Annotated in this window: 19 protein-coding genes; 11 read left to right on the forward strand and 8 right to left on the reverse strand. The window is 73.9% G+C overall.

From position 1 onward, the window contains the following. Positions 1 to 77: 77 nt before the first annotated feature. Complete coding sequence (locus ACIQIB_RS27545) at positions 78 to 4,832, reverse strand: ATP-dependent helicase (protein WP_400761272.1); 4,755 nt, start codon at positions 4,830 to 4,832, stop codon at positions 78 to 80. Between the two features lie 166 nt (positions 4,833 to 4,998). Here ACIQIB_RS27545 and ACIQIB_RS27550 point away from each other — a divergent pair, with 166 nt between their 5' ends. The 7 genes from ACIQIB_RS27550 (at position 4,999) to rny (ending at position 12,830) form a co-directional block, all read left to right on the forward strand. Then, a complete protein-coding gene (locus ACIQIB_RS27550; protein ID WP_400761275.1) occupies positions 4,999 to 6,567 on the forward strand; it encodes a S8 family serine peptidase in 1,569 nt (522 codons plus the stop codon). Between the two features lie 86 nt (positions 6,568 to 6,653). After that, on the forward strand, positions 6,654 to 7,208 hold the full coding sequence (locus tag ACIQIB_RS27555; RefSeq protein ID WP_400761277.1) for a GNAT family N-acetyltransferase: 555 nt from the start codon (positions 6,654 to 6,656) through the stop codon (positions 7,206 to 7,208). 49 nt (positions 7,209 to 7,257) lie between these two features. After that, complete coding sequence (locus ACIQIB_RS27560; protein WP_363609603.1) at positions 7,258 to 7,452, forward strand: DUF3046 domain-containing protein; 195 nt, start codon at positions 7,258 to 7,260, stop codon at positions 7,450 to 7,452. Positions 7,453 to 7,502: 50 nt separating this feature from the next. After that, a complete protein-coding gene (locus tag ACIQIB_RS27565; RefSeq protein WP_400657418.1) occupies positions 7,503 to 8,837 on the forward strand; it encodes an AI-2E family transporter in 1,335 nt (444 codons plus the stop codon). A gap of 176 nt (positions 8,838 to 9,013) precedes the next feature. Then, positions 9,014 to 10,129 carry a recombinase RecA gene (recA, locus tag ACIQIB_RS27570; protein WP_363609600.1) on the forward strand — a complete coding sequence of 372 codons (1,116 nt, stop codon included), beginning with the start codon at positions 9,014 to 9,016 and terminating at the stop codon, positions 10,127 to 10,129. A 4-nt stretch (positions 10,130 to 10,133) separates the two neighbouring features. After that, complete coding sequence (gene recX / locus ACIQIB_RS27575) at positions 10,134 to 11,198, forward strand: recombination regulator RecX (protein WP_400761280.1); 1,065 nt, start codon at positions 10,134 to 10,136, stop codon at positions 11,196 to 11,198. A 177-nt stretch (positions 11,199 to 11,375) separates the two neighbouring features. After that, complete coding sequence (rny, locus tag ACIQIB_RS27580; RefSeq protein WP_400761282.1) at positions 11,376 to 12,830, forward strand: ribonuclease Y; 1,455 nt, start codon at positions 11,376 to 11,378, stop codon at positions 12,828 to 12,830. 47 nt (positions 12,831 to 12,877) lie between these two features. Here rny and ACIQIB_RS27585 read toward each other — a convergent pair whose 3' ends face one another. The 5 genes from ACIQIB_RS27585 to ACIQIB_RS27605 form a co-directional block, all read right to left on the reverse strand. Continuing rightward, positions 12,878 to 14,680, reverse strand: coding sequence for an FAD-dependent monooxygenase (locus ACIQIB_RS27585; protein ID WP_363609596.1), 1,803 nt, complete (start codon positions 14,678 to 14,680; stop codon positions 12,878 to 12,880). Between the two features lie 242 nt (positions 14,681 to 14,922). Continuing rightward, positions 14,923 to 15,774: an amino acid ABC transporter permease gene (locus ACIQIB_RS27590; RefSeq protein ID WP_400761285.1), complete on the reverse strand. Its 852-nt coding sequence runs from the start codon at positions 15,772 to 15,774 to the stop codon at positions 14,923 to 14,925. Then, positions 15,771 to 16,421 carry an amino acid ABC transporter permease gene (locus tag ACIQIB_RS27595; protein ID WP_400761288.1) on the reverse strand — a complete coding sequence of 217 codons (651 nt, stop codon included), beginning with the start codon at positions 16,419 to 16,421 and terminating at the stop codon, positions 15,771 to 15,773. Before ACIQIB_RS27595 ends, ACIQIB_RS27590 begins: the two co-directional genes overlap by 4 nt. Before the next feature lie 53 nt (positions 16,422 to 16,474). Beyond that, positions 16,475 to 17,377, reverse strand: coding sequence for a glutamate ABC transporter substrate-binding protein (locus ACIQIB_RS27600; protein ID WP_363609590.1), 903 nt, complete (start codon positions 17,375 to 17,377; stop codon positions 16,475 to 16,477). Between the two features lie 133 nt (positions 17,378 to 17,510). After that, a complete protein-coding gene (locus ACIQIB_RS27605; protein ID WP_363609588.1) occupies positions 17,511 to 18,284 on the reverse strand; it encodes an amino acid ABC transporter ATP-binding protein in 774 nt (257 codons plus the stop codon). A gap of 409 nt (positions 18,285 to 18,693) precedes the next feature. Here ACIQIB_RS27605 and ACIQIB_RS27610 point away from each other — a divergent pair, with 409 nt between their 5' ends. Both ACIQIB_RS27610 and ACIQIB_RS27615 read left to right on the forward strand, forming a co-directional pair. Beyond that, positions 18,694 to 19,446: a response regulator transcription factor gene (locus ACIQIB_RS27610; RefSeq protein ID WP_363609586.1), complete on the forward strand. Its 753-nt coding sequence runs from the start codon at positions 18,694 to 18,696 to the stop codon at positions 19,444 to 19,446. Between the two features lie 6 nt (positions 19,447 to 19,452). Beyond that, entirely contained in the window at positions 19,453 to 20,892 is a 1,440-nt protein-coding gene (locus ACIQIB_RS27615) for a sensor histidine kinase (RefSeq protein WP_400761291.1), read from the forward strand. 35 nt (positions 20,893 to 20,927) lie between these two features. Here ACIQIB_RS27615 and ACIQIB_RS27620 read toward each other — a convergent pair whose 3' ends face one another. Continuing rightward, positions 20,928 to 21,947 (reverse strand): TAXI family TRAP transporter solute-binding subunit, encoded by a 1,020-nt coding sequence (locus ACIQIB_RS27620; protein WP_363609582.1) that lies wholly within the window; start codon positions 21,945 to 21,947, stop codon positions 20,928 to 20,930. An 84-nt stretch (positions 21,948 to 22,031) separates the two neighbouring features. On the opposite strand from ACIQIB_RS27620, the gene miaB reads away from it, so the two are divergent. Both miaB and ACIQIB_RS27630 read left to right on the forward strand, forming a co-directional pair. Continuing rightward, positions 22,032 to 23,528, forward strand: coding sequence for a tRNA (N6-isopentenyl adenosine(37)-C2)-methylthiotransferase MiaB (miaB, locus tag ACIQIB_RS27625; protein ID WP_400761293.1), 1,497 nt, complete (start codon positions 22,032 to 22,034; stop codon positions 23,526 to 23,528). 66 nt (positions 23,529 to 23,594) lie between these two features. Further along, positions 23,595 to 24,293, forward strand: a complete 699-nt coding sequence (locus ACIQIB_RS27630) for a class III extradiol dioxygenase subunit B-like domain-containing protein (RefSeq protein WP_363609578.1) — start codon at positions 23,595 to 23,597, stop codon at positions 24,291 to 24,293. Positions 24,294 to 24,343: 50 nt separating this feature from the next. Here ACIQIB_RS27630 and ACIQIB_RS27635 read toward each other — a convergent pair whose 3' ends face one another. After that, positions 24,344 to 24,583 carry an antitoxin gene (locus tag ACIQIB_RS27635; protein WP_363609576.1) on the reverse strand — a complete coding sequence of 80 codons (240 nt, stop codon included), beginning with the start codon at positions 24,581 to 24,583 and terminating at the stop codon, positions 24,344 to 24,346. Between the last annotated feature and the right edge of the window lie 102 nt (positions 24,584 to 24,685).

Below are 24,685 nucleotides of genomic sequence, written 5' to 3' on the forward strand. Positions count from 1 at the left end.
GGCCTTCGCCGTGGCATACGGGCTCTTTACCGGTGCGGGGCCGGTGTGATTGGTGCGGCCGGTGTGGTCGGTGAGGCCTACGGTCGCAGCCGCAGGCCCCGGGGGGTGGCGTGGAAGCCGGCCTCCTCCAGGACGGCGCCCAGGGCCGAGCCCAGGGCGGGCTCGCCGTTGGCGCGCTCGACGGTGACACTGCCGAGCGCGCCCTGGCGGACCGCCGCGGCCAGGGCGGACGCCGCCGCCGCGCGGGTGGCCTCGTCCTCCGGCCAGGCCAGCAGGGACTTGCCACCGCGCTCGACGTAGAGGGCCAGCTCGCCGTCGACCAGCACCACCAGGGCGCCCGCCTTGCGGCCGGGCCGGTGCGCCCTCGCCTCCGTGGCCCCCGCAGCGGTGGGCGGCTCGGGCCAGGGCAGGGCGGCGCCGTAGGCGTTCGCCGGGTCGGCGGCGGCCAGCACCAGCAGCTGCGGCGGCTCGGCGGCGGGGCGGGCCGGCCACTCGGTGGCCCGGGCGCGCTCCAGCCGGCCGCTGACGGACCGCAGCCGGTCCGCGGCGCCCTCCATGGCGAACTGGGCGCCGCCCAGCCCCTCCACGAAGTAGCCCCGGCGGGCCCGGCCGCGCTCCTCCATCGCGGACAGCACCCGGTACACCCCGGCGAAGCCGCCCGGCACCCGCTCGGCCGCCACCGCGCCCCGGGTGAGCAGGCCGTGCCGGTCCAGCAGGCTCTGCGCCCGGGCGGTGGCCCGGACGGTCGGGTCGGCGGCGAAGGCGGGCAGCAGCGACCAGCGCCCGGCCACCGTCGGCGGGCCGCTGCGCAGGGCGCCGCCGGCGCGGCCGAAGGGGCGGCCCGCGCCGCCGTAGCGGCCGCGCGGGGTGGCCCGCGGGGCACGGTGGGCGGTGGCCCCGGCCGTCCGGGCGGAGCCGAGCAGGGCGCGCAGCGGGGCGAGGGTGTCATTGCTGACGTACCCGGCCCAGACCAGGTCCCAGAGGGCCTCGACGATCTCGGGCTCGGGGGTCTCGGTCAGGCCCTCGGCGCGCAGCCGTTCCACCAGTTGGCGGAAGAACAGGCCGTAGCCGCCGGTCAGGGCCGCCGTCACGGCGGTGTGCACGGGGGTGACGGCGGGCGGGACGGGCTCGGGGCGCAGCAGGTGGGCGTTCTCGGCGAGGTGCAGGCTGATCCAGCCGTCCGTGCCGGGCAGGGCGCCGGCACCGGACCAGCCGATCTCGCCGGCCGCCATCAGCTCGTCCAGCAGACCGGGGGAGTAGTCGGCGAGCCGGGCCGGGAGGATCAGCTTCTCCAGGGCGGAGGCGGGCAGGGCGGTGCCCTGGAGCTGTTCGACCACCCGGACCAGGCCGTCGGGGCCGCGCAGCCGGTGGCCGGCCAGGTGCTGCCACTGCGGGAGGAACGCGGCCAGCGCGCGGGGCGGTACGGGTTCGACCTCCTGGCGCAGGGCGGCCAGCGAACGGCGGCGCAGCCGGCGCAGGACCTCGGCGTCGCACCATTCGACGGTGGCGGTGTGGCCCTCGACCGGGCGGAACTCGCCCTGGACGAGGCGGCCGGTGGCGGTGAGCCGGTGCAGGGTGCCGGTGACGACGGCGGTGCCGAGACCGAAGCGGGCGGCGGCCTCGGCGGCGGTGAACGGGCCGTGGGTGCGGGCGTGCCGGGCGAGCAGGTCGCCCATCGGGTCCTTGACCGGCTCGGTGAAGGCCTCGGGGACGCCGACCGGCAGGGGGGTGCCGAGGGCGTCGCGGAGCCGTCCGGCGTCCTCGACGGCGGCCCAGCGCCGCTCTCCGGCGATCCGGACCTGGATCAGCCGCCGGGCCGCTTCGAGTTCGAGCGCCCAGAGCGGATCGGCGCCGCGGGCGGTCAGTTCGGCCTCGGTGAGCGGGCCGAGCAGGCGCAGTGCGTCGGCGACGCCCTCGGCGTCCTTGATCCGGCGCTCGGGGGTGAGGCGTTGGAGCTCGGCCTCCAGCTCGGCGAGGACCTGCGGGTCGAGCAGCTCCCGCAGCTCGGCCTGGCCGAGGAGTTCGGAGAGCAGCCGGGAGTCGAGGGCGAGGGCGGCGGCGCGGCGCTCGGCGAGCGGGGAGTCCCCCTCGTAGAGGAACTGGGCGACGTAGCCGAAGAGCAGGGAACGGGCGAACGGGGAGGGCTCGGGGGTGGTGACCTCGACCACGCGGACCGCGCGGGATTCGAGGTCCGCCATCAGCTCGACCAGACCGGGGACGTCGAAGACGTCCTGGAGGCACTCCCGGACGGCCTCCAGCACGATCGGGAAGGATCCGTACTCGGAGGCCACCTCGAGGAGTTGGGCGGCGCGCTGGCGCTGCTGCCAGAGCGGGGTGCGCTTGCCGGGGCTGCGCCGGGGGAGCAGCAGGGCGCGGCCGGCGCACTCACGGAAGCGGGAGGCGAACAGGGCGGAGCCGCCGACCTGGTCGGTGACGAGCTGCTCGATCTCGCCGGGGTCGAACAGCGCGGCGTCGGCGCCGACCGGGGCGTCGTCCGGTGAACTCGCCCGCTCCGGCGGCTCCATGGGGAAGTCGAGCAGGTCGGCGTCGGGGAGGCGGAGCACGATGCCGTCGTCGGCGTGCATGACCTGCGGGTCGAGGCCGTGCTTCTCGCGCAGCCGGGCGGCGAGGGCGAGCGCCCAGGGGGCGTGCACCTGCGCGCCGAAGGGGGAGTGGATGACGATCCGCCAGTCGCCGAGTTCGTCGCGGAAGCGCTCGACCACGATGGTGCGGTCGTCCGGGAGGTGGCCGCAGGCGGTGCGCTGTTCGGCGAGGTAGGCGAGCAGATTGGCGGCGGCCCAGTCGTCCAGACCGGCCTGCTGGAGCCGGGCGGTGGCGGCCTCGGGCGGGAGGGCGCCGAGTTCGCGGGTGAACGCGCCCAGGGCGCGGCCGAGTTCGAGCGGGCGGCCGAGGGTGTCGCCCTTCCAGAACGGGAGCCGGCCGGGGATCCCGGGGGCGGGGGTGACCAGCACCTTGTCGTGGGTGATCTCCTCGATCCGCCAGGAGGTGGTGCCGAGGGTGAAGACGTCCCCGACGCGGGACTCGTAGACCATCTCCTCGTCGAGCTCTCCGACCCGGCCGCCGCCCTTCCTGCCCGCTTTCGCCTCGGATGCGGCGGAGCCGGCGATGAAGACGCCGAACAGGCCGCGGTCGGGGATGGTGCCGCCCGAGGTGACGGCGAGCCGCTGGGCGCCGGGGCGGCCGGTGACGGTGCCCGCCACGCGGTCCCAGACCAGGCGGGGGCGGAGTTCGGCGAAGGCGTCCGACGGGTAGCGGCCGGCCAGCATGTCGAGGACGGCGTCGAAGGCGGACTGCGGGAGGGTGGCGAACGGCGCGGCCCGGCGGACCAGGGCGAGCAGGTCGTCCACCGGCCAGGTGTCCAGGGCCGTCATGGCGACCAGCTGCTGGGCGAGCACGTCCAGTGGGTTGCGCGGGATGCGCAGCGCCTCGATCCGCCCGGCCCGCATCCGTTCGGTGACCACCGCGGACTGCACCAGATCGCCCCGGTACTTGGGGAAGAAGACGCCGGTGGAGACGGCGCCGACCTGGTGGCCGGCCCGGCCGACCCGTTGGAGGCCGGAGGCGACCGAGGGCGGGGACTCCACCTGGACGACCAGCTCGACCGCGCCCATGTCGATGCCGAGTTCCAGGCTGGAGGTGGCGACCACGGCGGGCAGCCGGCCGGCCTTCAGCTCCTCTTCGACGAGCGCGCGCTGCTCCTTGGAGACCGAGCCGTGGTGCGCCCGGGCGAGGAGGGGCGGGGCGCCCTTGGCGGTGCCGGACTCGGCCATCAGCTGGGCGGGGGCGTGGGATTCGGGCAGGGGCTCGCCGACGGCGCGCTCGTAGGCGATCTCGTTGAGCCGGTTGCAGAGGCGCTCGGCGAGCCGACGGGAGTTGGCGAAGACGATGGTGGAGCGGTGGGCCTGGACGAGGTCGACGATCCGCTCCTCGACATGCGGCCAGATGGAGGCCTGCCGGGCCGGGTCGGTGTCGGTGGGGGCACCTCCCGGCCGCGAGGCCGGGGGACCGCCGCCGGTGGCGGGGGCGGTGGGCAGGTCGTCCAGGTCGGGGACGGGGACGACCACCGAGAGGTCGAACTCCTTGGCGGCGGCGGGCTGGACGACGGTGGCGCCGCGCCGGGGGCTGAGGAAGCGGGCCACCTCCTCGACCGGGCGGACGGTGGCGGACAGGCCGATCCGGCGGGCCGGGCGCTCCAGCAGCTCGTCCAGCCGCTCCAGGCTGAGGGCGAGGTGGGCACCGCGCTTGGTGCCGGCGACGGCGTGCACCTCGTCGAGGATCACCGTGTCGATGCCGCGCAGGGCCTCCCGGGAGGCGCTGGTGAGCAGGAGGAAGAGCGACTCGGGGGTGGTGATCAGGATGTCCGGCGGGTGGGTGGTGAAGCGGCGGCGGTCGGCGGCGGGGGTGTCGCCGGAGCGGATGCCGACCTGGACCTCGGGCTCGGGCAGGCCGAGCCGGACGGCGGCCTGGCGCAGGCCGGTCAGCGGTGCGCGCAGGTTCCGCTCGACGTCGACGGCGAGGGCCTTGAGCGGGGAGATGTAGAGGACCCGGCAGCGGCGCTTGGGTTCGGCCGGGGGCGGGGTGGTGCTGAGCCGGTCCAGGGCGGAGAGGAACGCGGCGAGGGTCTTGCCGGAGCCGGTGGGGGCGACCACCAGGACGTCGGTCTCCTGCCGGATGGCGTGCCAGGCCTCGGCCTGGGCGGTGGTGGGCGCGGTGAAGGCCCCCGTGAACCAGGCCCGGGTGGCCGGGGCGAATCCGGCCAGCGGATCGGCCGGGGGGCCGGCGGGCGACGGGTTCCGGGTCTGGGGTGCCATGCCCCCATGGTGCCCGGTGGCACTGACAAGGGAGCCGTGGTGGGGCGGTCGCGGCTGTGCCGTCCGGAAGAGCCAAAAAGGCAAAACAGACAATCCGCTCCTATGGTGATTATTCAGACCCGTGATCCTCCCGTGACCACCGGGACCGACGAGCGGAGACCGTGCGATGGCGCAGGTGCACCCGTCCGGCCGCGGTCCCGCCTGCGCCGTCCCGCGCCGCGCCAAGGCGTCGGTCCGCGCCCTGCTCGCGATGCTGCTCACCGCGCTGGTCGTCGTCGGTGCCGTCCCGTACGTGGCCGGGCCGGGGCGGGCCTACCTCAGCTACCTGGTGCTGGCCGAGCAGGAGGACGCCGCCGGGGCCGCCCGGGCCGGGGCCGAGGCGCGTGCCGCGGGCGGGCAGGTCGTCCAGGAGTACCCGCAGATCGGGGCCGTGCTCGCGTACGCGACCGGTGGCTTCGCCGACAAGGTCCGGGGCCGGCCCGGGGTGGCCGCCGTCGGTGCCACCCGGACCGCACCGGTGCCGGGCCCGCCCCGGCCGCTGGCCGGCGCCGGGGACTTCGGTGCCGGTGCCGGTGCCGGCGACAGCGCGGACCGGGCGGACGTCGATGCGGACGGCGGACGGCCGGGTGGCGGCAGCGCGGACGGCGGGGACGACGCCTCCGTCACCGTGCCGGACCCGGGCGAACACGATGCCTGGAATCTCGCCCTGCTCGGCGCGGCCGGCGCCTCGCCCACCCTGCTGCGCGGTCCGGCCGCCGACCCCGGCAGGCCCTCCGCCGACGCGCTGCGCCGGGTGCTGGTCGCGGTGCTCGACTCAGGCGTCGACGACACCCACCCCGACCTGCGCGCCGCGGTCGACCCGAAGAGCTCGGCCTCCTGCGCGGACGGCCGCCCCGACGGGCGGACCGGCGTCTGGCGGCCCGACCCGGGGATCGGCGAGAGCGGCCACGGCACCCACGTCGCCGGGATCGTCGGGGCCGCCCGGGACGGCCGCGGGGTCGCCGGGGTCGCCCCCGGCGTCCGGATCGCGGCGGTCCGGCTGCTCGGCCCGCTCGGCCAGTACTACGCGGAGAACATCGTCTGCGGCATGCTCTGGGCCGCCGACCACGGCGCCAAGGCGATCAACAACAGCTACTTCGCGGACCCGTGGAAGTACAACTGCCCCGAGGACCGGGACCAGGCCGCGCTGATCACCGCCGTGGCCCGGGCCTCCGGGTACGCCCAGCGCCGGGGCGCGGTGGTGGTGGCCTCGGCCGGGAACGACAGCCAGGACCTCGGGGCCGCCAGGACCGACGACCGCAGTCCCAACGACCGCACCTCAGGACCGGCGCAGTCCCGGTACGTCGGCACCGAGTGCGTTCGGCTGCCCGGTGAACTGCCCGGCGTGGTCACGGTCACCGCCGTGAACCGGGACGGCCAGCCGTCCGCCTACTCCAACTACGGGCGTGGAAAGGTCTCGCTGGCCGCCCCGGGGGGAGACCCGGACGGCGGCCCGCAGGGGGCGATCGTCTCCGACTGGCCCGGCGGCCGGTACGCCGCGCTGGCCGGCACCTCGATGGCGGCGGCGCACGTCACCGGCGCGGTCGCGGTGGCCGCGGCGCTGCACCCGGACTGGGGCTCGGACCGGCTCGCCGCGCTGCTGGCCGGCGCCGCGGCGGCCGCCTGTCCGCCCGGCCCGCGGGCCTGCGGCGACCGGCAGTACTACGGCGCGGGGACGCTGGCGCTGCCGCACTGAGCCGCCCCTGCCGGGCGACCGCGAACGCCCGGCAGGGGGCGGAAAACCCGGTGACAGGTGGGGCACGATCGGCGACGATCGGGGGCATGACCGTCTTCCTGACCACCGAGCGGCTGGTGCTGCGCCGCTTCACCGGGGCCGACGTGGACCACCTGGTGGAGCTGGACGGCGACCCCGAGGTGATGCGGTACCTCACCGGCGGCCGGGCCACCCCGCGCGAGGTGGTCGAGCGCGAGGTGCTGCCGCGCTTTCTCGACCACTACGAGCGGTACGGCACGCTCGGCTGGTGGGCCGCCGAGGAGCGGGTGGGCGGTGCCTTTCTCGGCTGGTTCGAGTTCCGGCCGACCGGCACGGAGGACCGGGGCGAGGTCGAACTCGGCTATCGGCTGCGCCGGTCGGCCTGGGGGCGGGGCTACGCCACGGAAGGCGCGCGGGCGCTGGTCCGCCGGGGCTTCGAGGAGCTCGGTGTGCGCCGGGTGGTCGCGTACACGATGACGGTCAACAGTGGTTCGCGGCGGGTGATGGCGAAGGCCGGGCTCTCCTGTGTGCGGACCTTCCACGAGGACCACCCCGAGCCGATTCCCGGCAGCGAGCTGGGCGAGGTCGAGTACGCGCTGGAGGCGGCGGGCCGGAGGCCCTGAGGCCGCCTCGGCCGCGGCGCCCCGGCCCGGGTCCGGGATACTGGTGGCCATGAGGCTGACGGAGTTCTGGCGACGGATGTACGCGCACTTCGGTGAGGCGTACGCGGAGTCCTTCGCCTCTGATCATGTGATGAGCGAGCTGGGCGGGCGGACGATCCGGCAGGCGCTGGACGCGGGCTGGGAGGCCAAGGACGTCTGGCGTGTGGTCTGTGACACCCAGGGAGTCTCGTCGCTGCTGCGCTGAGCCGGTGCCCGGTGCTCGGGCGGGCGACGGCGATGGGCCAGACTGTCCGAGTGACAAGCAGTGCAGAACAGCAGAATTCGGACAGGTTGACGCAGGTCGTCGACGAGGCCCCGGGCCCGCAGCCCGCACCGCCGCAGCCCGAGCCGTTGCAGCCCGCGCCGCCGCTGTCCCCGGACGCGGGCGGCGGGCTCTGGGGCACCGGGATGCCGCGCTGGCTGCCCCGGGCGATGGTGCTGGCGCTGGTCCTGGTCGGGCTGTTCCAGCTCGCCGACTGGGCCTTCCACCAGCTGATCGACCTCTTCGTGATGCTGCTGGTCTCCTTCTTCCTCTCGCTGGCGCTGGAGCCGGCCGTGGACCGGATGGCGGCCCGGGGTGTGCGGCGCGGCATCGGCACCTTCCTGGTCTTCGTCGCGGTCGTGGTCGCCGTGGCCGGATTCCTGACCGCGCTCGGGACCCTGCTGGTCGATCAGGTGGCGAAGATCGCCGGGGACCTGCCGCATCTGCTCGACAATCTGATCAACTGGATCAACAAGACCTTCCATCAGGACCTGTCGCTGGACGAGCTGCAGAAGAAGCTGCTCAAGGACTCCGGCGCCATCGAGAGCTACGCCCAGCAGGCCGCCGACAACGTCTGGGGCGTCTCCTCCACCCTGATCGGCGGGCTGTTCCAGGCCTTCACGGTCGGCCTCTTCACCTTCTACTTCACCGCCGAGGGCCCCAGGGTGCGCCGGACGGTCTGCTCGATGCTGCCGCCCGCCAAGCAGGGCGAGGTGCTGCGGGCCTGGGAGATCGCGCTGGCCAAGACCGGCGGCTACCTGTACTCGCGCGCGCTGCTCGCGGTCGCGTCGGCGCTGGCGCACTGGGTGATGTTCGCGCTGCTGGACCTGCCGTACTCGGTCGCGCTGGCGATCTGGGTCGGCGTCATGTCCCAGTTCGTGCCCACCATCGGCACCTATCTGGCCGGTGCGCTGCCGGTGCTGGTCGCGCTCACCGTGGAGCCGGTGGACGCGCTCTGGGTGCTGGCGTTCGTGGTGGTCTACCAGCAGATCGAGAACTACCTGCTGCACCCGAGGATCACCGCGAAGACGGTGGACGTGCACCCGGCCGTGGCGTTCGGCGCGGTGATCGCGGGCGCGGCGCTGCTCGGTGCCGTCGGCGCGCTGATCGCCATTCCGGCGGCGGCCACCCTGCAGGGCTTCGTCGGCACCTATGTGCGCCGGTACGAGGTCGCCACCGACCCGCGGATCGACCGGGGGGAGCAGCGACGCGCCCGGCGGGAGCTGCGCCGGAAGGCGGCGAGCCGGTTGCGGCGGATGGTCGGGGCGGGCGAGCAGCAGAACGGAACCGCAGGTCGGGGGCGGGGCGACGAAGGCGAGGAGGGGTAGCGGGGGGCGGCCGGGCGGCTTGTGCGAACGAATCCCGCTTGAATCGAACAGATGTTCTTTGTACTCTCCGGCGAAGAGTTTTCCACAGGCGGAGCCCGGTCTGGGCCGATTGTCGGTGGGACGCGCTAGCGTCGAGAACGATGAAGCGCACAGCACAGAACCCGAGGGTGGAAGCCATGGCAGGTACGGACCGCGAGAAGGCTCTTGAGACCGCGCTCGCCCAGATCGAGCGGCAGTTCGGCAAGGGCTCGGTGATGCGCCTGGGCGAGAAGGCCAACGAGCCGATCGACGTGATCCCCACCGGGTCCACCGCCCTGGACGTCGCCCTCGGGGTCGGCGGCATCCCGCGCGGCCGGGTGGTCGAGATCTACGGCCCCGAGTCCTCCGGCAAGACCACGCTGACCCTGCACCTGGCGGCCAACGCCCAGCGGGCCGGCGGCACGGTCGCGTTCGTGGACGCGGAGCACGCGCTCGATCCGGAGTACGCGAAGAAGCTCGGTGTGGACACCGACGCCCTGCTGGTCAGCCAGCCGGACACGGGTGAGCAGGCACTGGAGATCACCGACATGCTGATCCGCTCCGGCGCGATCGACCTGGTGATCATCGACTCCGTCGCGGCGCTCGTCCCGCGTGCGGAGATCGAGGGCGAGATGGGTGACTCGCACGTCGGTCTGCAGGCCCGACTGATGAGCCAGGCGCTGCGCAAGATCGCCGGTGCGCTGAACCAGTCGAACACCACCGCGGTGTTCATCAACCAGCTCCGCGAGAAGATCGGCGTCATGTTCGGCTCGCCGGAGACCACGACCGGTGGCCGGGCGCTGAAGTTCTACGCCTCCGTCCGCCTGGACATCCGCCGGATCGAGACCCTCAAGGACGGCACCGAGGCGGTCGGTAACCGCACGCGCGTCAAGGTCGTCAAGAACAAGGTCGCCGCGCCGTTCAAGCAGGCCGAGTTCGACATCCTCTACGGCGTGGGCATCAGCCGCGAGGGCGGTCTGATCGACATGGGCGTCGAGCACGGCTTCATCCGCAAGTCGGGTGCCTGGTACACCTACGAGGGCGACCAGCTCGGCCAGGGCAAGGAGAACGCCCGTAACTTCCTGCGGGACAACCCCCAGCTCGCCGACGAGATCGAGAAGAAGATCAAGAGCAAGCTCGGTATCGGCCCGAAGACGGAGGAGCCGGCCGAGGGCGAGGCGCCGGCCGCCGCCGAGAGCGGGGCCAAGCCGATCACCGCGACCGTCACCAAGACGGCCGCGGCGAAGAAGACGGCGGCGGCCGCCAAGGCCTGAACCGTTGACACAGCACAACACGGTGACGGGCGACGGCCCGGCGGGCCCGGACGACGACTACGGGCCGCCGGACTGGTTCGCCGCGGTGGCCGAGCCGGAGCCGGACCCAGGGGGGGAACCGGAGCCGGAGCGGGCCTCCCGGCGGGCGCCGTCGCGGCGGGCCGGCCGGGCGCCGGGCCAGGCGGCACGTGGCCCGGAGACGGGCCCTGGGCCGATGGACGCCGTGGGGGGCGGGCTCGGGCTGGTGTCCGCGTCGGACCTGCCCACGGGCCGGCGCCGACGCCGTTCGGCGCTGGAGGAGGAGGCAGCCCCCGGTCGCCGGGCCGGGGGAGAGGCGGCCGGTCACGGGGGTGCGGCCGCCTCCTCCTCTGACACCGGGCCGCGCGCGCGTCGGGCCCGCACCCGGGCGGAACGCGATGAGCGCGACGGCCGCGACGAACGTACCGGTCTCGACGATCGTGACGGCCGCGATGACGCCCCGGAGCCCGGGGCGGCCCGGCGGACGAAGCCGGCCAAGCGGTCCGGACAGCCCGGGAGGTCCGGGGCGGAGGAGACGGCCGACCCCGAGGCCCGGGCCCGGGACATCTGCCTGCGGCTGCTCACCGGTGCGGCCAAGACCCGCAAGCAGCTCGCCGACGCCCTGCGCAAGCGGGAGATCCCGGACGAGGTCGCCGACGGGGTGCTGACCCGGCTGGAAGAGGTCGGGCTGATCGACGACGCGGTCTTCGCCCAGGCCTGGGTGGAGTCCCGGCACGCCGTCCGCGGTCTCTCCCGGCGCGCGCTGGCCCAGGAGCTGCGGACCAAGGGGGTGGCCGGCGACCTGGTCGAGCAGGCCGTCGCGCAGCTCGACCAGGACGACGAGGAGGACGCGGCCCGGGCCCTGGTCGAACGCAGACTGCGGGTGACCAGAGGCCTGGAGCGGCAGGCCCGGATGCGCCGACTGGTCGGCATGCTGGCCCGGCGCGGCTACTCCGAGGGGCTTGCCTACCGGGTGGTCCGGGAGGTGCTGGACGAGGAGGAGTCCGGCGAGGGCTGCATGGACGGTCCGTCAGGCGAGGAGTGGGAGTGATCACGCCGTTGTGCCGGAGTTGGCCAACTCCCAGGCCAGTATTGACCGTTTCGTAACCCGCGCTTAGCCTCGCACTCAGTGCGGGAGCACCCCGATCACACCTCGGGCAGGCCTGTCCGAGGCCCGGTCGCGGGCGGTTCCGGGCGGCGTGCCGCGCAGGGACGGGGAGTGGGCAGGATGAGGATCGCGGTGAGCACCGGATCGGTAGCCTCCCTGCTGCTGGCGGGCGTCCTGATCGTCGTCGTGGTGTCGGCCTGGCTGATGGTCCGGCGCCTCCAGGCCGTACAGCGGCGCTCCACCGCCGAGACGGAGCGGACCCGGCGCTGGGCCGAGGAACAGGCCGCCCGGCAGCGGGCCGAACTCGACCGCCGGGAAGAGCGGTTGACCGAGGAGCTGGGCCGGCTTCGCGTACAGGAGGGCGAACTCGCCCAACGGTCCGTCGACTTGGAGCGCGCCCGGAGCGAGGCCATCGAACTGGTGGCACATCGGGCGAGGGCGCTGGAACGGGCGGCCGGGCTGTCGGCCGAGCAGGCCCGGGCCGAACTCGTCCGGGAGGCCGAGGCCGAGGCGCGGCGGGAGGCGGCCGTCACCGTCCGGGAGATCGAGCGCGCGGCCAAGGAGGAGGGCGAGCGACTGGCCCGGGGGATCGTCGCCGGGGCGATCCAGCGGCTGGCCGGCGAGCAGACCGCCGAGACGGCGGTGTCGGTGTTCCGGCTGCCGAACGAGGAGATGAAGGGCCGGATCATCGGCCGCGAAGGCCGCAACATCCGGGCCTTCGAATCCGTCACCGGCGTCAATCTGATCGTCGATGACACCCCGGCCTCGGTACAGCTCTCCTGCTTCGACCCCGTCCGCCGGGAGACCGCCCGGCTCACCCTGGAACAGCTGGTCGAGGATGGCCGGATCCACCCGCTGCGGATCGAGCACGTCCACGAGCGCAGCCGTGAGGAGGTGGCGCGGCGTTGTGTGCGGGCCGGTGAGGACGCCCTCCTGGCCGTGCGGATCGACGGCATGCACCCGGAGCTGGTCCGGACCCTCGGCACGCTGCGCTACCGGGCCTCGTACGGCCAGAACGTGCTCGGGCACCTGGTCGAGTCCGCGCACCTGGCCGGGATGATGGCCGCCGAACTCGGGGTGGCCCCGGAGCCGGTGCGGCGCTCGGCGCTGCTGCACGACATCGGCAAGGCCCTGACGCACGAGGTCGAGGGCAGCCATGCGGCGGTCGGGGCGGAGTTCGCCCGTCGGCACGGGGAGTCGGCGGAGGTGGTGCACGCGATCGCGGCGCACCACGGAGAGGTGGAGCCGCGGACGGTGGAGGCGGTGCTGACCCAGGCCGCCGACGCCTGTTCGGGCGGTCGGCCGGGGGCGCGCAAGGAGTCGGCGGAGGTCTATGTGCGCCGGCTGGAGCGGCTGGAGGAGATCGCCCGGGCACACGAGGGGGTGGCCGCGGTGTACGCGATGCAGGCCGGCCGCGAGGTGCGGGTGATGGTGCGGCCGGAGGTGGTGGACGACCTCGGGGCACAGGTGATCGCCCGCGAGGTCGCCAAGCAGGTGGCGGAGGAGCTGACCTACCCGGGACAGATCCGGGTGACGGTGGTCCGGGAGAGCCGGGTCACCGAAGTGGCCCGCTGAGGCCGGACCGGTCGGGTCGGACGCCGGGCCCCGCGGAGGTGGCCCGGCTACGCGAGTCCGCCCGGGCGCCGGACGGACCGGACGGCACCGTGCGGGGTGGGCTGCGGGGTGGGCTGGGGCGAAGCCTGCGGGGCGGACCGAGGCCCGGGCCCAGGGGCCTGCTCCGGGCCCGGCTCCGGGTCGGGGGCGCCGGGGAGCGGCGCCGGGCCGCCCCGGGCCCGGTCGGCCAGCGCCTGGAGGTCCTCGGCCGCCGCGCCCTGGGTGATCCCGACCAGGTGGCCGTCCGGCCGGATCAGCAGCACGGTGTGCGGGCCCGCGCCCGGGTACTCCTCGGTGACCAGTACCTCGGCCGGCACCGGCAGCGCCGCGGCGACCTCGGCGAGCCGGGGCATCAGCCCGGCGCCCAGCCAGTGTTCGGCGGACCAGACGGCGGTGCCGGGGGCGACGAGCAGCAGCAGGAAGGTCGCGCCGAGCCGGGCGTGCAGCTGGTCGGGGGTGCCGTCGGTGGAGAGCACCGGCAGGTCAGGGACGAGCACGCCGGGCGCGGTGGTGGGCAGCAGCTCGCTGAGTGAGGTCGTCCCGCGCGTGCCGCGCTGCACCGGCACCCGGGCGGGGACACCGGAGGGGGCCGCCGGGTAGGCGGGGGCGCCGCCGAAGCGGCCGGTGCCCAGCTGGCCGTCGGCGAGCAGCGGCGCGTGCTTGCGGAACGATCCGGTGAGCAGCGACCGCCGGGTCTGCTGCCAGCCGCGCAGCGGGCGCAGCATCGGCATGGCCTGGTCGACTGCGCGCAGCCGGGCACCGACCGCGCCGCGCCGCTCGGCCTCGTACCCGTCGAGCAGTGAGCCGCCGGGCTGGGGGCCGCCGGAGTGGAGGTGCCAGGCGAGGGCGAGCCGCCAGGCGAGGTTGTCGGCGTCGCGCAGCCCGTCGGCGAGGTTCTGCATGCCGAGGGCGCCGTGCAGGTGGGCGGCGTCGCCGGCGAGGAAACAGCGGCCGCTGCGGAAGCGGGCGGCGAGGCGCTGCTGGGCGGTGTGGTCGGCGGCGGCGAGCAGCTCGTACCGGGGCAGTTCGCCGCACCAGCCGGTGAGGGTGGAGGTCACCCGGGTGAGCAGGGTGTCCCCGGTGACGATGCCGGGCCAGGTGGCGTGCGGGTCCACCGGTTCGGTGGCGGCGGGCCGGCCGGGGGGCAGCCGCCAGTCGAGGCGCCAGACGCCGTCCGGCAGCGGGCGGGCGGAGGCCTCGCGGTCGCCGCGCCACGGGGGTTCGCGGTGCAGCCGGGCCTCGTTGAAGGGGAGGTCCACGCGGACGGTGGCGATGGCGTTGCGGTCGACGGCCGGGCGTCCGGGGAAGCGGATCCTCAGCAGCTTGCGGACCGCGGAGCGGGCGCCGTCGCAGCCGACCAGGTGGCTGCCGCGCCACCAGGTCTCGGTGCCGTTCTGCGGGTTGCGGGTGCGGACGCTGACACCGTCGCGGTCCTGTTCGAGTTCGGTCACCCGGTTCAGCGGGACGAGGCGGACCAGCGGGGTGCCGGTCAGGGCGTCGCGCAGGCCGCGCTGGAGGCGGTGCTGCGGCAGGTGCAGGACGGGGGTGCCGGCGAGGTCGATCCGGAGTACCTCCTGGCGGCGGCGCCAGATGGTGAAGGCGTCCCACTGGGCGGCGTCGGAGACGGCCCTCGGGTAACCGATCCGGGTCAGGAAGGCGGCGGTGTCGGCGCCGAGGACGACGCTGCGCGGACCCTCGGGACAGAGCCCCGAACCCTCGTCCAGGACTATCGTCGGCACCTCGTGCCGGGCGAGCGCGAGGGCCAGGGCCAGACCGACCGGTCCGGCCCCGACCACGATCACCGGGTCCATGCCGGGACCTCCGGGCGGGGGCGGGCCGGCGGGGCGGCGTCATACGCGGTGACCCGCCCGTTCGCGGCCGGGCGTCCGGAACCGGCGGGGCGCTCGGGACCCGACACGCACACTCCTCGCTCTGGCGCTCCTGCGTCGTCTGTCGCTCGTCGCTTTCCGCGTCGGCGCGCCCTCTGGCGCAGAGCGAGGATGGTCCCGGATGGTGTCACGAAGAGCAATGCAACAGTTCACCTGCGTGTCCGTCAAGCAGCAGCCGATGTGCGCCGGTTCGCGCCGCGGCGGCCGCGCGCTTCGATCCACCGGGCGAGCGCGGTGAGCAGCAGGCACATCGCGATGTAGATCGGCCCGATCACCAGGACGACGGGGATGTAGGGGAAGCCCGCGGCGTTGATCGGCTGACTGGCGATCGCCTTACCGACGAACAGCAGCTCGTGGTAGGTGATGATGAAGCCGAGCGAGGTGTCCTTCAGGGTGACGACCAGCTGCCCGATCATCGACGGCAGCATCGAGCGCACCGCCTGCGGCACCAGGATGGTGGTCATCACCTGGGTCTTGCGCAGGCCGAGCGCGTACGCGGCCTCGCCCTGGCCGCGCGGGACGGCGTTGACGCCGGTACGGATGATCTCGGCCTGCACGGAGCCGTTGTAGAGGGTGAGCCCGAGGACCAGGGCCCACATCGGCTCCTTGGCGAAGAAGGCGTAGTAGAGCGCGACGATCAGGATCAGCAGCGGCATCGCCCGGAAGAACTGGACGAAGGTGGTGGCCGCCCAGCGCACCGACCGGTGGTCGGAGAGCCGGCCGGCCGCCAGGAGCGCGCCCAGCGCGAGCGAGAGCACCGCCGCCAGGGCGAAGGCCTCCAGGGTGGCCAGCAGTCCGTCGACGATCCGCTGCTGGACGGTGCTGTACTCGAACGCCTCCCAGAGCTGGGAGTCGAACTGGCCGTTCCCGGCGAGGCTCGCGATCACGTACCAGAGCAGGGCGGCGATGCCGGCCAGCGACAGCGCGCCGAACAGCCGGTACCGGGCGCGGGCCCGGGGGCCGGGGGCGTCGTAGAGGACGCCGGCCGTGGCGGAGCGGGTGAAGAGGGAGCTCATCGGGCCACCGCCAGTCGGTCTTCCAGGAAGCGGAACAGCAGGGCGACGGTGGCGCTGATCACCAGATAGGCGCAGGCCACCCAGAAGAAGATCGCGAAGATCGAGTAGCCGCGCTCGGAGAGCGTCTGCTGCACGCTGTACAGCTCGCTCACGCTGAACGCGCCGGCGATCGCGGAGTTCCTCGGCAGGGCGATGAAGACGCTGCTCATCGGCGCCAGTACGGTCCGGGCGGCCTGCGGCAGGACGATCAGGGTGAGGGTCTGGCCGAAGGTCATGCCGAGGCTGCGGGCGGCCTCCGCCTGGCCGAGCGGCACGGTGTTGATGCCCGAGCGCAGCACCTCGCAGACGAAGGACGCGGTGTAGCCGCCCAGTGCCAGCACCGCGAAGGTGAGGTGGCTGAAGTGCACGCCGAGCGGTGGAAGCCCGAACTCGACGGCGAAGAACAGCAGGGTCAGCGGGGTGTTGCGGAAGAACGTCACCCAGGCGGTGCCGAAGCCGCGCAGCGCCGGGACGGGGGAGACCCGGAAGGCCGCCAGCAGGGTGCCCAGCAGCAGGGCGAGCAGGGCGCTGAGCGCGCTCAGCTCGATCGTCTGCAGGAAACCGTCGCGGAACAGCGCGAAGTTGTCGTCCTCGAACAGTATGCCCATGTGGCGGCCCTCCTCTCAGGAGCGGTCAGGAACGGTCGGAAGCGACGGAGGGATCAGTACCGCTCCAGGGCCGGCGGCTGCGGGGCGGCCGAGCCGGAGAGGCCGAGGGTGGCGTCGTACGCCTTCTTCCAGTCGCCGTTGTCCTGGTGGGCCTTGAGGGCGTCGCTGATGGCCGCGCGCAGCACCGCGTCGTCCTTGTTCAGGCCGACGCCGTAGTTCTCCTTGGTGAACGGCTGGCCGACCACCTTGAGCTTGGGCGCGTACTTGGAGGCGTAGCCCTTGAGGATGGCGTCGTCGGTGGTGACGGCGTCGACCTCGCCGGACAGCAGCTTCTCCACGCAGGCGGAGTAGGTGTCGAACTGGGTGATCTTCGCGTTGTACGGCTGGATGTTCTTGATCGAGGTGGAGCCGGTGGCCGTGCAGACGTTCTTGCCGTTGACCGAGTCCGGGCCGGTGATGGCGGTGTTGTCCGCCTTCACCAGCAGGTCCTGCCCGGCGATGTAGTACGGGCCGGCGAAGGAGACCAGCTTCTTGCGCTCGTCGTTGATGCTGTAGGTGCCGACGTAGAAGTCGATCTGGTTCTTGGCGATGGCCGGCTCGCGCTGCGAGGAGACCAGCGTCTGCCACTTGATCTGCTGCGGGGTGAAGCCGAGGTCGGCGGCGACCATCTTGGCGATCTCGATGTCGAAGCCGCTGCGGTCACCGCTGGCGATGTCCTCGAAGCCGAGGAACGGCTGGTCGGACTTGGCGCCGATGATCAGCTGGCCGCGCTTCTTGGCCTCGGCGAAGACCGGCGAGCCGTCCAGCTTGGCGTCGGTCTTGACGGTGTAGGTGGGCAGCTTCGGGGCGTTGCTCGCGGTCGCGGCGGCGTCGCCGGGCGAGCCGTCCTTGCCGCAGGCGGTGGCGGTGAGCGCGATGGCACAGAGCGCGACGGCGAAGGTGCGACGAGTCCTCATGAGGGTGGATCTCCTCGGGCTGGGCCACGGTTCTACCGGGCGCTGGCGTCTGGACGGTGCATGCGACGGCGCGGGCGGGCGGCGCGCTTGCCGCCGCTGACCGCGCGTCAACTCGGAGCGGTCATCGGAACGGTCAGTGGTGCAGGATCTTCGAGAGGAAGTCCTTGGCGCGTTCGCTGCGGGGTGCGGTGAAGAAGGCCTCGGGGGTGTTCTGCTCGACGATCCGGCCGTCCGCCATGAAGAGCACGCGGTTGGCGGCGGACCGGGCGAAGCCCATCTCGTGGGTGACGACGACCATCGTCATGCCGTCCGCGGCCAGTTGGCGCATGACCTCCAGCACCTCGTTGATCATCTCCGGGTCGAGTGCCGAGGTGGGCTCGTCGAAGAGCATCACCTTGGGGTTCATCGCCAGCGCCCGGGCGATCGCCACGCGTTGCTGCTGGCCGCCGGAGAGCTGGGCCGGGTACTTGTCCGCCTGCGCGCCGACGCCGACCCGCTCCAGCAGGTCCCGGGCGGTCCGCACCGCCTGTTCGCGGGCGATCCCGCGGACCTTGACCTGGCCGAGCACCACGTTCTCCAGCACGGTCTTGTGCGCGAACAGGTTGAAGCTCTGGAAGACCATGCCGACCTCGGCCCGGAGCCTGGCCAGCTCCCGGCCCTCGGCGGGCAGCGGGCGGCCGTCGATGGTGATCGTGCCGGAGTCGATCGTCTCCAGCCGGTTGATCGTCCGGCAGAGGGTCGACTTGCCCGAGCCGGAGGGTCCGATCAGGACCACCACCTCGCCCTCGGTGATCTCCAGGTCGATGTCCTGGAGCACGTGCAGGGCGCCGAAGTGCTTGTTCACCCCGCTCAGCACCACCAGCGGAGCGGGCGTGGCGCTGGCGTCCTCGGTGGGGCCCTCGGTCATCGCGCCTGCTCCCTCGTGTCGGCCCGGAGAGCTGAACTCCCTTGGGCGGCAGTGGTGGTACGAAATCCGGGGGCCGCAGCCGGCGGAGCCGCGGCCCCCGGTGGGGTGACCATAGGAGCCCTGACGATGTCACGTCAGCCGATCTGAGCGGAACTTGAGGATCACGATCCGGCCACACGCCGGGCGGGCACTGTTCACGCGCGTCCGGTACGGGCACGGTGACAGCGGGCACCCGCCCCGCCGCGCGCCGTCCCGCGCGGTTCCGGACCGTGGCCGAGCCTGGCGCCGGACGGCCCGCTGGCCCATACTGCGCAGAACCGGGACCTGCCCGGTGGGGCCCGTGAACACCGCACGACACCCCTGGGAACACCGCACGACACCCCTGGAAACGTCGGAGGAAGGAGGAACGATGCGACTGCTGCTCGTAGAGGACGACGAACGCGTGGCCGCCGCGCTGGTCGCGGTCCTGGGCCGGCACGGCTTCCAGGTCAGGCACGCCCGCAGCGGGCACGAGGCGCTCGACGCGCTGGTGCCGGACGGCCACGACCCGTACCGGGTGGTCCTGCTCGACCTCGGGCTGCCCGACCGCGACGGCTTCGAGGTGTGCAGCCGGATCCGGGCCGGCAGCGGCGTGCCGGTGATCATGGTGACCGCGCGAGCCGACATCCGCTCCCGGATCCACGGGCTCAACCTCGGCGCCGACGACTACGTCACCAAGCCGTACGACATGGGCGAACTGCTCGCCCGCATCCACGCCGTGGCCCGGCGCGGCGCCGCGCCCACCGCCGCCGCGGCCCCCGCGCCCGACACGGTGCCGCAGCAGCGCGGGCCGCTGGAGTCCCGCGGCATCCGGATCGACCGCGAGCGCCGCCGGGTCAGCGTGGACGGCCGCGACGTGCCGCTCACCCGCAAGGAGTTCGACCTGCTGGCGCTGCTCGCCCAGAGCCCCGGCGTGGTCTACCGGCGCGAGCAGATCTTCAGCGAGGTCTGGCGCAGCGGCTGGGAGGGCAACGGCCGCACCCTGGAGGTGCACATCGGCTCGCTGCGCACCAAGCTCGCCCTGCCCGGCCTGGTCGAGGCCGTCCGGGGCGTCGGCTACCGGCTGATCGCCGAGTCCCCGGCCTCCGCCGGGCAGCCGCCCCCGGCCCGCGCGGAGCGCTGACCGCACGTGCGCAACCGCCTGCTCGGCATCCTGCTCGCGCTGATGCTCTGCGTGCTGGCCGCCCTCGGGCTGCCGCTGGCCGCGGCGTTCGCCGCCGCCGAGCAGAGCCGGGTGCTGGTCGACCGGATCGACGACGCCGCCCGGTTCGCCCAGGACCTGCCCACCGCGGGCCCCTCGGCCCCGGAGACGGCCGTCAAGGGCGAGCCCGGGCCGGCGCCGGGCGAGCTCGGCCGGCGGCACGCGCTGGACGCCGAGGTGGCCCGCTACCACGAGCTGTACGGGGTGAGGCTGGGCATCTTCCAGCGTGACGGCGTCCCCATCGCCGCCGCCCCGGCGGACTGGCGGGTGCCCGCCGGCGGCTGGGGCGAGCAGGCCTTCCAGGAGGCGCTGGACGGGCGGCGCAGCCACAACCCGCGGCAGGTCTGGCCGTGGACCACCGACGGGACGCTGACCATCGCCGCCCCGGTGGTCCGGGACGGCGACGTGGTGGCGGTGGTGCTCAGCGAGTCCCCGACCGGCCCGATGCGCGCCCGGGTGCTGCACAGCTGGCTGGTGATCGGGGCCGGCGAGGCGGCCGCGATGATCGTCGCGGTGCTGCTGGCCGTACGCCTCACCGAGTGGGTGCTGCGCCCCGTCCGCACCCTCGACCGGGCCACCCACTCCATCGCCACCGGCCGGATGGCCGCCCGGGTGGCACCCGGCGGCGGACCGCCCGAGCTCCAGCGTCTCGCCCGGTCGTTCAACGAGATGGCCGACCATGTGGTGCTCGCCCTGGACCAGCAGAAGGCCTTCGTCGCGGACGCCTCGCACCAGCTGCGCAACCCGTTGGCGGCGCTGATGCTGCGGGTCGAGCTGCTGGGCATGGAGCTGCCCGAGGGACACGAGGAGGAGCTCGGCGGGGTCCGGGAGGAGGGCACCCGGCTCGCCCGGGTGCTGGACGACCTGCTCGGGCTGGCCACCGCCGAGCACGCCCGCCCCGAGCCCGAGCCGACCGATCTGGCCGCGCTCACCCTGGCCCGGGTGGACGCCTGGCGGCCGGTGGCGGTGCGGCGCGGGATCGAACTCGGCCGGGAGGGGCCGGCGCTGGCACTCGGCATGGCCGACCCGATCGGCTTCGGCAGCGCGCTGGACGCGGTGCTGGACAACGCGCTGAAGTTCGGGCCGGCCGGCAGCCGGGTGCGGCTGCTGGTCGCGGTGCAGCGCAAGGAGATCGCGGTGACCGTCTCGGACAACGGGCCCGGCCTCACCGAGGAGGAGCTGTCCCGGGCCGGCGACCGGTTCTGGCGCAGTGCGCGCCATCAGAACGTGGACGGCTCCGGCCTCGGCCTCTCCATCGCCCGCACCCTGCTGCAGGCCGGCGGCGGCTCGCTCACCTTCGCCCCGGTGAAGCCGACCGGCCTCGCGGTGACCCTGGCGGTGCCGCGGCCGGAGAAGGGCCGGGCGTAGCACCCCTGTCCCGCGGTTTCCCGGGCCTCAGGGCTTCAGGGCTTCACCGAGCGGTAGTAGCGCATCGCGCCCTCGTGCAGCGGGAGCGGGTCGGTGTAGACGGCGGTGCGCAGATCGACCAGCTGGGCGGCGTGGACCTTGGCGCCGATCTGGTCCCGGCTGTCTATCACCGCCCTGGTCATGCCCTGGACCAGATCGGTGTCCACATCGTCCCGGGTGATCAGCAGGTTGGGCACGGCCACGGTGGCGACGGCGTCCGCCGGTTCGGCGCCGGGGTAGGTGCCCTTGGGGATGGTGGCGGCCCGGTAGGCGTCGGTGCCGCCGCCCGGGACCTGGTGGACGGCCTCGGCGAGGTCGCCGAGCGGCACGATCCTGATCGGTGTGTGCTCCGAGAGATCGGTGAGCGCGCTGGTCGGCAGGCCGCCGGACCAGAAGAAGGCGTCCAGCCGGCCCGCCCGCAGCTCGTCGACCGCGTCGCCGATGCCCAGCATGGCGGGCTTGATGTCGTGGTCCGGGTCGAGCCCGGCCGAGGAGAGCAGCCGCCTGGTCACCAGGTTCACCCCGGACAGCGACTGGCCGACGCCGACCCGCAGGCCCTTCAGGTCGGCGGCCCGGTGCACCGGCGAGGAGGCCGGCACGATCAACTGGAAATAGTCGTCGTAGAGCCGGGCGATGGCCCGCAGCCGCTCCTTGCCGGGGCCGGAGTACTGGGCGACGGCGTCGGCGGTGGCGATGGCGAAGTCGTCCTGGCCACCGGTCACCCGGGCGAGGTTGTCGAGCGAGCCCTGCGAGTTGTCCAGCCGCAGCCGTACCCCCGGCATCGCCTTGGCGATGTGCGTCTGCAACAGCTGCCCGTACCGGTCGTACACGCCGCGCTGCACCCCGGTGGCGAAGCCCGTCTCGCCGCGCGGATAGGAGGGCGAGCGGCCGGTCGAGAGCCACCAGCCGCCGAGCCCCGCGGCCACCAGCACCAGGACCAGCACGGTCCGCCAGAGCGGGCTGTGCGCCGCCGCGCGGACGGCGGTGCCGAGTCGGTGCGGAGAGCTGGGGGCCATGCAGGGATAGTGCCAGTCCGCCGGGGCGAACGGGAGGGGCGACCGGCGGGGAAAGCGTTTCGCGGCTGCCCGTACCCTGGTCTGGTGAGCGGTGAGAGCGGATTGAAGAGCTACAAGGTCGTCACGTACGGCTGCCAGATGAACGTCCACGACTCCGAGCGCCTGTCCGGGCTGCTGGAGGACGCCGGGTACGTGAAGGCCGGGCAGGACGGCGACCCCGACCTGGTCGTGTTCAACACCTGCGCGGTGCGCGAGAACGCCGACAACAAGCTGTACGGCAACCTCGGGCAGCTGGCGCCGGTCAAGAGCCGCCACAAGGGCATGCAGATCGCCGTCGGCGGCTGCCTGGCACAGAAGGACCGCGACACCATCGTCCGCAAGGCCCCCTGGGTGGACGTGGTGTTCGGCACCCACAACATCGGGCACCTGCCCGCGCTGCTGGAGCGGGCCGCGATCGAACGGAAGGCCCAGGTCGAGATCCTGGAGTCGCTGGAGACCTTCCCCTCCACCCTGCCCACCCGCCGCGAGTCCGCGTACGCCGCGTGGGTCGCCATCTCGGTCGGCTGCAACAACACCTGCACCTTCTGCATCGTGCCCGCGCTGCGCGGCAAGGAGGAGGACCGCCGCCCCGGCGACGTCCTCGCCGAGATCGAGGCGCTGGTCGGCGAGGGCGTCATCGAGGTGACCCTGCTCGGCCAGAACGTCAACGCCTACGGCTCCGACCTGGGCGACCGCGAGGCCTTCTCCAAGCTGCTGCGCGCCGCCGGGCAGATCGAGGGCCTGGAGCGGATCCGCTTCACCTCGCCGCACCCGCGCGACTTCACCGACGACGTGATCGCCGCGATGGCCGAGACCCCGAACGTGATGCACCAGCTGCACATGCCGCTGCAGTCCGGCTCGGACACCGTGCTCAAGGCGATGCGCCGCTCCTACCGGCAGGAGCGCTTCCTCGGCATCATCCGGAAGGTGCGCGAGGCGATGCCGGACGCGGCCATCTCCACCGACATCATCGTGGGCTTCCCCGGCGAGACCGAGGAGGACTTCGAGCAGACCCTGCACACGGTCCGCGAGGCCCGCTTCACCAACGCCTTCACCTTCCAGTACTCCAAGCGCCCCGGCACCCCGGCCGCCGAGATGGCCGACCAGGTGCCGAAGGCCGTCGTGCAGGCCCGCTACGACCGGCTGATCGCGCTCCAGGAGGAGATCTCCTGGGAGGAGAACAAGAAGCAGGTCGGCCGCACCCTGGAGATCCTGGTCGCCGAGGGCGAGGGCAAGAAGGACGACCGGACCGACCGGCTCTCCGGCCGCGCGCCCGACAACCGGCTGGTCCACTTCACCCGGCCCGCCGAGCTGGTGCGCCCCGGCGACATGGTGACCGTCGAGATCACCTACGCCGCCCCGCACCACCTGCTCGCCGAGGGCCCGACGCTCGCGGTGCGCCGCACCCGGGCGGGGGACGCCTGGGAGAAGCGCCAGGCGGCACCCGCCGCCAAGCCCGCGGGAGTGATGCTCGGCCTGCCGACCATCGGCGCCCCCGCGGCGCCGGCCGCCGCCCCGGCGGGCGGCTGCTGCGGCGACTGACCATGGCCCAGGGCGGCCCGGCGGGATCGGTGATCCCGCCGGGCCGCTTTCGTTAGAGTGATCCGCATGCTGGTAGCCGCCGCCGTTTGCCCCTGTCCGCCGCTGCTCGTCCCGGAGGTCGCCGCCGGGGCGGCCGCCGAACTGGAGCCGCTGCGCGCCGCCTGCGACGAGGCGGTGGCGGCACTGCTCGGGGCCGGGCCGGACCTGGTTGTGGTGGTCGGCACCGGGCCGGAGGCCGAGGTGTGGACGGAGGGCGGGGCCGGCTCCTTCCACCGCTACGGGGTGCCGCTGGTGGCCAGGCTGCCGTCCGGCCGGGTCGAGGGGCCGGAGCTGGCGCCCTCGCTGACCGTCGGCGCCTGGCTGCTGGAGCGGGCCGGGGCGGCCCTGCCGACGCACGCCTGCGCCGTGCCCGCCGACGCGCCCGCCGACCGGATGCTCGGGCTGGGCCAGGGCCTGGCCGGGCTGGCCGACCGGGTCGGACTGCTGGTGATGGGGGACGGCAGCGCCTGCCGTTCGGTGAAGGCGCCGGGCTACCTGGACGAGCGCGCCGAGGGCTTCGACGCGGCGCTCGCGGAGGCGCTGGGCTCGGCCGACCTGGCCGCGCTGGCCGCCGTGGACCAGGGGCTGGCCGCCGAGCTGCGGGCCGAGGGCCGGGCCCCCTGGCAGGTGCTGGCCGGCGCCGCGGAGGGCGCCGGCCTCAAGGCACGGCTGGGCTACCAGGACGCGCCGTACGGCGTCGGGTACGTCGTGGCGTCCTGGGGCTGAGCCGTTCCGGCCGGGCACGACCGGCCGGAACGGGGTGACCGGAACGCGGGTCAGGCCGACGGGCCGCCGTTGCCCGGCTGCGGCTTGTGGGCGAAGTCGTCCACCGCGCCCTTGGCCTTGCTGGTGCCGGTCTCGATCTTCTCCGTGTACTTGCCCTTGGTGGCTTTGTCGATCGCGCCGCCGGCCTTGTCCACCACGTTGTCGATCTGCTCGCTGTGCTTGCCCGCCAGCTCGCTCGCCTTCTCCTTGAGCTCTCCGGCCTTGCCCTTGAGGTTGTCCATCAGACCCATGGCGTTCTCACCGTTCCTTTCTGTCTTCTGCTCAACGTCCGTCGCGGTCGAACCGTTCTCAACCGCAGACCTGGCCTTAATCAGGCATATCGTCACCCAATA

The sequence above is a fragment of the Kitasatospora sp. NPDC092286 genome (assembly GCF_044755565.1).
In the GTDB taxonomy this organism is placed as follows: Bacteria; Actinomycetota; Actinomycetes; order Streptomycetales; family Streptomycetaceae; genus Kitasatospora.